Consider the following 6,000-nt stretch of genomic DNA (forward strand, 5'->3'; position numbering starts at 1 on the left):
TTAAATAGAGTTCACTAGTGAAAAGAATGACATAACTATCACTTACAGATAGGATACCTTTCCTTATTGGAAATGATATAATACCCTTAAAAATACGACTGGAAAGATTTAGCTGCTAATTGGTAATAGCATATAACCAATGGGCGGTAGCGTGCCTATATCAGGCTAGTTGGTGGTATTTCTACCCTAAAGCGATTTAGTTTGCTATATGAATTAGGTTGTTTATAAGATTTTTAAGGCCTATTCCGCTAAAAGCACCAAATCTCATTTTTTAAGTGTTTTTTCAAAACATTAGCCGAAATGCTAGTGTTTTTTTATGTCTCAAATTTGGCAAAAAGCGTCTCATGGCAATAAAAAGTCTGACGATGAAGAATGAAAAAAATCAACGCTTAAACTGGAATACTACTCAAGTGTAGGCCATAAAAAGAAAGACTGAAGCGTCTTAAATACGTGAATAAAGGATATGATTATCTCACCACAAATCATCTCACTAACAGTAAAAAACACAAACCATCTCATTACAAATAGAAGTTGGCTGTCATATGAATAGTGCTTACATCGTTGTCTTTATAACGTCATTCATTGCGTTATTTCTTATGCGAAAGGTCGCCAAAAAGATTGGTTTGGTGGATAAACCGAATGCCCGAAAACTCCATCAAGGGGCAGTGCCCTTAGTCGGTGGGATTTCGGTGTTTTTAGCACTGTGTGCTGTTTTTATCTTATACCTGCCTATGAACTTAAATCTGGCACTGTATCTGTCATGTTCAGGGGTGTTAATTGTACTAGGCGCGCTTGATGATAAGTTTGATTTGAGCTTTAAAATTCGTTTGTTTGTTCAAGCGGGTATTTCGCTAGCAATGATCGTTATTGGTGGTCACAGTCTACATAATCTTGGTTATTTGATGGGCAGTGAAACCATCGCACTGGGTGAAGTTGCTGGCTCTATTATTACTATTCTTGCTGTTATTGGTGCCATTAATGCCTTTAATATGGTTGATGGTATCGATGGTTTATTAGGTGGTTTAGCATCAGTGACATTTACAGCGCTAGGTGTCGTGTTCTTTACCAGTGGTAATGAATATCTCGGTACATTTTGTTTACTGATTGTTGCAGCATTAATCCCCTATATTTTATTAAATTTAGGTTTTATGTTTGGTAAACGTTATAAAATCTTTATGGGGGATGCTGGCAGTATGTTTATCGGCTTTTCTGTTGTATGGATGCTTATTCGAGGCACGCAGGAACCGAATATTGACGCATTTAAACCAGTCACGGCACTGTGGTTAATAGCATTACCGCTAATGGACATGGCAACGATCATGATCCGTCGTATGCGTAAAGGTCACTCGCCATTTAAACCTGATCGTGAGCATTTACACCATATTTGCCAGCGAATGGGGTTATCGCCATTAATGACGCTATTTGTCATTTGTTTGATGGCAAGTATTTGTGCGGTTGTAGGTCTTTGGGCTGATATGAGTGGCGTTGAAGAATCGACCATGTTTATAGCCTTCTTAGGGCTATTTGTTGTTTATTTTACAGTGATTAACCATATTTGGCGTATTACTTCATGGATTAATAAATTATTTGGCCGTCATTCAAACTCTAATGAAATTCCAAGTTGATTTTAAATATAGATAATATTATGAATAAAAAAAGAATCTTAACGGTTTTTGGTACACGTCCAGAAGCAATTAAAATGGCGCCATTAGTACATGCTCTTGCAAATGATGAACGCTTTGAAGCTAAAGTGTGCGTAACAGCTCAGCACCGTGAAATGTTAGATCAAGTATTAGAGCTTTTTGATATTACACCTGATTATGATTTGAATTTGATGAAAGCAGAGCAGACATTAAATGATGTCACCTCACGCATACTGCTTGAATTAAAACCTATTCTTCAGGAATTTAAACCTGATGTTGTACTTGTTCATGGTGATACTGCAACTACTTTTGCCGCTAGTCTGGCTGCGTATTATGAACAAATTGCGGTTGGTCATGTAGAAGCAGGATTGCGAACGGGCAATATCTATTCACCGTGGCCAGAAGAAGCTAATCGTAAGTTAACAGGGGCGCTAACTAAGTATCATTTTGCACCAACAGAAACATCAAAAGAAAATCTATTAAAAGAAAACTATTCAGTCGAGAATATTTTTGTTACTGGTAATACAGTAATTGATGCTTTGTTAATGATAAAAGATAAAATTGATACTGATTTTGTTCTTAAATCATCATTAAATGATCAATTTCCATTTCTTGATGACTCAAAGAAAATGATTTTGGTAACTGGCCACCGCCGTGAAAGCTTTGGTGGGGGGTTTGAACGTATATGCGAAGCATTAGCCATTACGGCAAAAGAAAATCCTGATGTTCAAATTGTATATCCAATGCACTTAAATCCAAATGTTCGCGAACCGGTAAATCGAATATTAAATGGTATTAAGAACATTTATTTAATAGAGCCTCAGCGGTATTTACCTTTCATCTATTTAATGGATCGCTCAGATATTATTCTGACTGATTCTGGCGGTATTCAAGAAGAAGCTCCGTCTTTAGGCAAGCCCGTATTAGTTATGCGCGATACGACTGAGCGTCCAGAAGCGGTTGCAGCAGGTACAGTAAAATTAGTTGGTACAGATATTAATGTTATTTGCACCGAACTTAATATGCTACTTAATGATAAAGAAGTATACCAAGCCATGAGTTTTGCTCATAACCCCTATGGTGACGGTAAAGCATGTACACATATTTTAAATAACTTAATGAATAAATATTAAGAAAGGATACAACATGTCGTTCGAAACGATTTCAGTAATTGGTTTAGGTTATATAGGGCTTCCTACTGCTGCAATGTTTGCATCACGTAAGAAAAAAGTCATTGGTGTTGATGTCAATCAAGTTGCAGTTGATACCATTAATCAGGGCAAAATTCATATTGTTGAACCTGATTTAGATATGATTGTTAACGCTGCCGTCACAGAAGGTTACTTGAAGGCTGTAACAACTCCTGAAGCTGCAGATGCATTTTTAATTGCTGTCCCAACTCCTTTCTTACCATGTAATAAAGATGATATTCCAGCTCCTGATCTTTCTTATATTGAAGCTGCAGCAAAAGCAATAGCACCTGTGTTGAAAAAAGGTGATTTAGTTATTTTAGAATCGACCTCACCAGTTGGGGCTACAGAAAAACTTGCCGCTTGGTTAGCGGAAGCTCGATCTGATTTATCTTTTCCCCAAACTCATAATGATGCTGCCGATATAAATATAGCACATTGCCCAGAACGAGTTCTTCCTGGTCAAGTTGTTCGTGAGTTGGTTGAAAATGATCGTGTTATTGGCGGTATGTCATCTCGTTGTTCTGAACGCTCTGTTGAACTTTATAAAACATTTGTTCTAGGTGAATGTATCGTTACCAATGCGCGAACAGCCGAAATGGCGAAACTAACAGAGAATAGCTCACGTGATGTTCAAATCGCTTTTGCTAATGAATTGTCAGTTATCTGTGATAAACTTAACATTAATGTATGGGAACTAATTGCTTTGGCTAACCGTCACCCGCGTGTGAATATTCTTCAGCCCGGACCTGGTGTTGGTGGACATTGTATTGCTGTTGATCCATGGTTTATTGTATCTAACACTCCAGAAGAAGCACAGCTTATTCATACAGCACGTAAAGTGAATGATAGTAAGCCTGAATGGGTAATTAATAAGGTAAAAGTAGCTATTGCTGATTTCTTACAAGAAAACCCAAATAAATCAATACAAGATATTACAATAGCTTGTTACGGGTTAGCTTTTAAACCTGATATAGATGACTTACGAGAAAGTCCTGCAGTGTATATTGTTCAACAAATTGCAGAAATGCATTGTGGTCAAGTATTAGCCGTTGAGCCTAATGTTAGCAATATATCGGAAAAATTTGTAAAGGTAGAACTAGTTTCACTCGAACAAGCTCTAATGGAATCAGATATTAATGTTTTATTAGTCGATCATAAAGAGTTTAAGAATACAAAAATAAAAAATAAAATTATTATTGATACCAAAGGGATTTGGATTTAATACGAAATAAAGTTGAATAGTGTTTAGGAGTCATAAATGACTTCTAAACAAATTATTATTTTTAGCGAGTTATAATCAGAAAAATGAAAGTAATAATAGTAATTTAAGTAAAAATGCATCCAAGCTGACTACATTAGCAAATAAATTATCTCTTAGTTCTAATTCTGTCAAATATTACTTTAATAATAAAAAAAAGGATTAATATGTTTATGATAAGCATATTAATGTAGTTCTCGGTGGTTAGTTTTATTATTGGTAGCTTATTGTTTTTTATAAAAATGTGAAATATATTAACAATAACATTTAGAGCTATTTATGAGTAATACAATAACGATGAATATGAATAATTCGCTTATATTATAAAGTCTTGGGTGAATGCAATGAATTTTTATGATACTAAGAGATACGGTAGCGTTATGTTTTAACTAATATTGGTCAATTAAATATTAGATAGATATCAAAGCAAAAAATAAATAAGGACTATAGTTCGCTTTGATATTTAGGAAATAGATATACTTTTAGCGTATAATTATTAGAATTTTTAATATAAATCAAAAGCTGATATAAAATGAAAAATGTTTTTTACAGTGTTATTTTTACGTTAAGCACTGGATTATTAGCATTTGTAGTCAATCGCGTTTTCAGTGAAGAATTAGGTCAAGAGAGTTTAGGTCTTCTTAGGCTGTTTACACAAATGATTGCTTATCTAAACTTAGCTGAGCTTGGATTAGGAGCTGCGTCAACTGCCCTATTATATAAGCACATTAATAATAACGATAATAATGCAATAACTAATGTATTTAATTCAATTAAGAGAATATATTTCAAGATATTCTTGGTTATCCTATCTTTAGGGATACTGAGTGTCTTCTTCATAAATGATATTGCAAAATATAGTAGTGATGATGTGTACTATATTTGGCTATTATATGTTATATCAACAGCATTTACATATCTATATGCTAAATATATTATATTGTTTACTGCAGATCAACAGTATGGATTTATACAAAAAGTAAGAAATATAACTAAACTAATAATACAATTAATACAATTAATATCGTTGATTTATATAAAGTCTTTTTATGTTTTTGTGTTTCTACTTATTGTTGGTAATATTATTGAGTATGTTTTTTATTTAACGTTCTATAGGAAAAAATACAAGCAAAAAATTAAAAATAAAAAAGGATTAATTGATGTTGATTTGTTGTTAAAAACAAAGATGACATTTATCCATAAAATATCAGGTGTTTTTGTATTAAATACCGATTATATATTGATGGCGACGTTTCTTAACTTAAAAATTGTTGCGATATATTCAAGTTACTTGATGATTATACAGTTCGTTAATTTGTTTATTTCAAATGCACTACTCGTAATAAAACCTATATTTGGGAAATACTTACATAGTCATGATATAAAATTTGTACACAATAAATTTAATGAGTTAAGTATATTTATAAGTTTGATGGCATCAGTTGTTGTGACTTTTTTATTTAATTCAATATCGATTATCGTACTGTTATGGATGGGCGATGGCTACTTAATTAATATGTATACGCTTATTCTTATATTTATTAATGTATATATTGATATATATAGAAAGAGTATTGACCTTATAAAAGATGTAAGTGGTTACTTTAATGATATTCACCTTCCAATACTTGAAGGAGTATCAAATCTTATCCTTTCAGTTGTCTTATGTCAATTAATAGGCTTGAATGGTATAATATTAGGGACAGTTATTACGAATGTAGTTGTTGTACTACTTTGGAAGCCTTACTATATTTACAAACATGTTCTTCACGTTAGTTTCAAAGAATATATAAACAAAATATTTTTATCTGTATTTATAACATTGCTTAGTGTTACATCGATATACTATATATCGTCATATATAAACGTTGATGTTTTTTGGAAAGTTTTAATTATTTTAATGCTA

General features: G+C 32.9%; 4 protein-coding genes. All 4 read left to right on the forward strand.

The features are described from left to right. Nucleotides 1-542: 542 nt before the first annotated feature. Nucleotides 543-1,625: a UDP-N-acetylglucosamine--undecaprenyl-phosphate N-acetylglucosaminephosphotransferase gene (gene wecA / locus C9J45_RS08280; protein WP_107292415.1), complete on the forward strand. Its 1,083-nt coding sequence runs from the start codon at nt 543-545 to the stop codon at nt 1,623-1,625. Between the two features lie 20 nt (nt 1,626-1,645). Next, on the forward strand, nt 1,646-2,776 hold the full coding sequence (wecB, locus tag C9J45_RS08285) for a non-hydrolyzing UDP-N-acetylglucosamine 2-epimerase (protein WP_107292416.1): 1,131 nt from the start codon (nt 1,646-1,648) through the stop codon (nt 2,774-2,776). 13 nt (nt 2,777-2,789) lie between these two features. Further along, the gene (gene wecC / locus C9J45_RS08290; RefSeq protein ID WP_107292417.1) at nt 2,790-4,058 is read left to right on the forward strand and encodes a UDP-N-acetyl-D-mannosamine dehydrogenase; all 1,269 of its coding nucleotides are present in this window, start codon (nt 2,790-2,792) and stop codon (nt 4,056-4,058) included. Between the two features lie 568 nt (nt 4,059-4,626). Further along, nucleotides 4,627-6,000 (forward strand): lipopolysaccharide biosynthesis protein (locus C9J45_RS08300; RefSeq protein ID WP_107292418.1); only part of this gene is annotated, 1,374 nt, incomplete at its 3' end.

The organism is Photobacterium sp. GB-1 (assembly GCF_003026165.1).
Taxonomy (GTDB): domain Bacteria; phylum Pseudomonadota; class Gammaproteobacteria; order Enterobacterales; family Vibrionaceae; genus Photobacterium.